We start from the raw sequence: 3,112 nt of genomic DNA on the forward strand, positions 1-3,112 counted from the left end.
GTGTTTACAAGACAAGAATTAGATAGACCTTTTACGGATAAAAAAGAAGTTGAAATCGTTGCAAAAAGATGGATGAATCAACAAAATCAAAAGAAAAAAATGATTAATTGGCAATTCAAAAATGAGAATGCAAGAATTAAACTAACAAAACTTTATCCGACAATTTAAAGTTTTCCAAACAATAGTTTGTCTTGTGTTCAAATTAATGATATTGAGTCAATTGAACAACTTTTTGAGCTGCTTTCAAAGGAAAATAATAGAGAAAATGAAAATAATGTTTTGCTTTTAGGTGGTTTGTTAAAAGCATTACTTGCAAAAATATTAGAGGTTTCAATGCTACAAATTAGTAATACTAAAACCGATTTATTTCATTCATTTAGAGAGTTATTGGGTCAGACCGCCGAAATCAAAAACAATGTTGCACATTATGCTGATATTTTAAATACAACGCCTCAAAACCTAAATGCAATCTGCCGAAAAGCTGTAAACCAATCAGCTACCGAAGTTTTAGCTGAACATATTATCAGTGAAGCAAAAAGGCTTCTGTTTTATACTAATCTTAGCGTTTCTGAAATATCTTTTACTTTGCATTTTTCTGATTCATCCCATTTTGTCAAATACTTTAAACGATTTACAGGGCATACGCCTCAAGCCTTTCGTAGTCTTTAAATCTATACCACAGTATTTTCAAATATACCACGCTTACAAGTTTTATTGTATGAAATTTACGATGCTTAATTTTGCTATAATTATTTGGTGATTTTAAGTTTTAAACTTTAAAATCTTAATCAGGATGATGGATTACTTAAAAAAAAATCAAACAGACAACTCCAGTACGACCATCATTATTCGGCTCATGGTTGGGGCGGTGTTTTTATCGGAGGGCATACAAAAATTTCTTTTTGCTGATAAATTAGGTGCTGGCAGATTTGCAAAAATAGGTTTACCAAATCCTGAATTTTTAGGCACATTTGTAGGCAGTTTTGAAATTATCAGTGGAATATTAATTTTAATTGGCTTGCTCACAAGACTGGCCGCCATACCAACTTTGATAATCATGTTAGTGGCTATTTCGGTAACAAAAGCACAACTTTTCATTGATAATGGCTTTTGGTCAATGCTTCATGACAGCCGTACCGACTGGGCTATGCTTTTGGGAAGCATTTTTTTAATCATAAAAGGTGGTGGAAATTGGTCAGTTGACCGTAAATTATTTCCCCGATTATGACCCTATTTATACTTTCATTAGCTGCTTTTTTGGTTGCTATTCTCACTTTTTTTTCTGGTTTTGGTTTAGGCACAATCCTAACACCAATTTTCATGATATTTTTTCCTGTCGAGCTGGCTATCGCCTTAACTGGTATCGTGCATTTTGCCAATAATATCTTCAAACTTATTTTAGTTGGTAAAAATGCCGATAAAGAAGTATTACTCCATTTTGGTATTCCTGCTGTCATCACTGCGTTCTTCGGAGCATGGCTATTATTACAAATGACCGATTTAAAGCCGTTTTTTTCTTATGAAATGAATGGTAAAAATATTGATGTGTTTCCCGTAAAGTTTACTATCTCAATATTACTGATTTTATTTGCTACTATTGACCTTATTCCTTATTTCAAAAAAATCCAATTCAACAAAGATAAATTATCAATCGGAGGGGCTTTGAGTGGTTTTTTTGGAGGGCTTGCTGGTATTCAAGGGGCTTTGCGTAGTGCATTTTTACTTAAAGCTGGTTTATCAAAGGAAGCTTTCGTGGCAACTTCCATAGTCGTGTCCACTTTTGTTGATTTCACTCGGCTATCGGTTTATGCTACAAAGTTTAGCCAATCAGGGCTTTCAAATAACCTAACTTTAGTTGTATCTGCAACGCTGTCAGCAACAGTTGGGGCGTATTTAGGAAATAAATTATTGAAAAAAGTTACCATGCAATTTGTACAAATATTTACCGCCTCTCTGCTGATAATTATCTCGATAGCATTGGGTATGGGGCTTATATAAATCAAGATATAGTAAAATATGAAATTTAAAAAAATCGCAGTTTTTCTTCTTACTCAAGTATTTATGATACTGCTCAATGAAGAGATTATTGCCCAAAAGCAACCTGCCACGCTGGCACAATTGCTGCAACAAGCCGAGCAAAATCACCCCATTTGGTTGGCACGAAAGATGGAAACTGATGCCAAGATTTCTCAAAAGGAAGTATTGAAAAACAGCACTTTACCTAATATTGAAGCCTCTTATCAAGCCAATATTGCCACCTTCAATAACCTTACTGGTATGTTTTATGGACAGGGACTCTTGCCTATAAGTGGTCCACCGTCTGATGGCAATAACTTTTCGCCCACTACGGGTAGTGCTTTGGGCTTGGGTGCTACTTGGTCACCGTTTACTTTTGGGGTTTTAGATAGTAAAATGAAGGTTGTCGAACAGGAAATATTAGCCTATCAAGCTGAAACACAAGACCGTTTGCTTTTACATCAAACAAAAGTGGTACAACAATATTTAGAGATTATTCGCTTTCAATCTTTATCAAAAGTAAATGACCAGAACAATAAAAAATTAATCAAAATGCTTGTTTTGGTGCGAGATTTGGTCAAAAATGGTTTAAAGCCAGAAGCTGACACCGCCTATATCCGTTCAGAAATTATCAGAAATCAGATAGAAAATAGAAGCTATGTAGGGCAAATTCAACGCTTAAAAAGTAAGTTGGCAGAATTGGTCGGGCAAAGTGCTGTTGAAATATCTGATACGGCTTTTTTGAATAATACACCTACTATTTCAACTGATTTTACCTCAATTTCACACCCTGCCGAACAAACCATTTTGCGATTAGCTGATGTAGAGAATGCTCGATTGGCTGTTATTCAGAAGAGTTTTTTGCCAAAACTAACTTTTTTTGGTAATACGTTTGCACGTGGTACGGGGGTAGATAATGGCTTTTTTACGGGCATTGGTTTGCAAAGGTGGTTGCAACTAAAGAAAAGTGCGAGTTTCACCACGACTTCCGTGGAATTTATCAACTCAGATAAAATCACGTTTGAGCGATCGTAAGAACTTTATTCTTCAAAATTGTATCTAAAAACGCTCGAATCCCTAAATTTTCCAACCCTTT

At 35.0% G+C, this 3,112-nt stretch carries 4 protein-coding genes; all 4 read left to right on the forward strand.

Translation table 11 applies throughout. The features are described 5' to 3' along the window. Positions 1–333 precede the first annotated feature (333 nt). The 4 genes from AC1W31_RS20995 to AC1W31_RS21010 all read left to right on the forward strand — a co-directional run bounded on the left by AC1W31_RS20995 (position 334) and on the right by AC1W31_RS21010 (position 3,051). Positions 334–669 carry a helix-turn-helix domain-containing protein gene (locus AC1W31_RS20995; RefSeq protein WP_481736461.1) on the forward strand — a complete coding sequence of 112 codons (336 nt, stop codon included), beginning with the start codon at positions 334–336 and terminating at the stop codon, positions 667–669. A gap of 124 nt (positions 670–793) precedes the next feature. Then, the gene (locus AC1W31_RS21000; protein ID WP_481736462.1) at positions 794–1,228 is read left to right on the forward strand and encodes a DoxX family protein; all 435 of its coding nucleotides are present in this window, start codon (positions 794–796) and stop codon (positions 1,226–1,228) included. Continuing rightward, positions 1,225–1,998 carry a sulfite exporter TauE/SafE family protein gene (locus AC1W31_RS21005; protein ID WP_481736463.1) on the forward strand — a complete coding sequence of 258 codons (774 nt, stop codon included), beginning with the start codon at positions 1,225–1,227 and terminating at the stop codon, positions 1,996–1,998. Before AC1W31_RS21000 ends, AC1W31_RS21005 begins: the two co-directional genes overlap by 4 nt. 18 nt (positions 1,999–2,016) lie before the next feature. Beyond that, complete coding sequence (locus AC1W31_RS21010; RefSeq protein ID WP_481736464.1) at positions 2,017–3,051, forward strand: TolC family protein; 1,035 nt, start codon at positions 2,017–2,019, stop codon at positions 3,049–3,051. Positions 3,052–3,112: the final 61 nt, after the last annotated feature.

This window comes from Arcicella sp. (assembly GCF_964672035.1).

What these genes read in the sequence shown, in the direction of transcription:
- AC1W31_RS21005 (WP_481736463.1), top strand. Translation starts at nt 1,225, where the DNA reads ATGACCCTATTTATACTTTCATTAGCTGCTTTTTTGGTTGCTATTCTC.
- AC1W31_RS20995 (WP_481736461.1), top strand. Translation starts at nt 334, where the DNA reads ATGCTACAAATTAGTAATACTAAAACCGATTTATTTCATTCATTTAGA.
- AC1W31_RS21010 (WP_481736464.1), top strand. Translation starts at nt 2,017, where the DNA reads ATGAAATTTAAAAAAATCGCAGTTTTTCTTCTTACTCAAGTATTTATG.
- AC1W31_RS21000 (WP_481736462.1), top strand. Translation starts at nt 794, where the DNA reads ATGATGGATTACTTAAAAAAAAATCAAACAGACAACTCCAGTACGACC.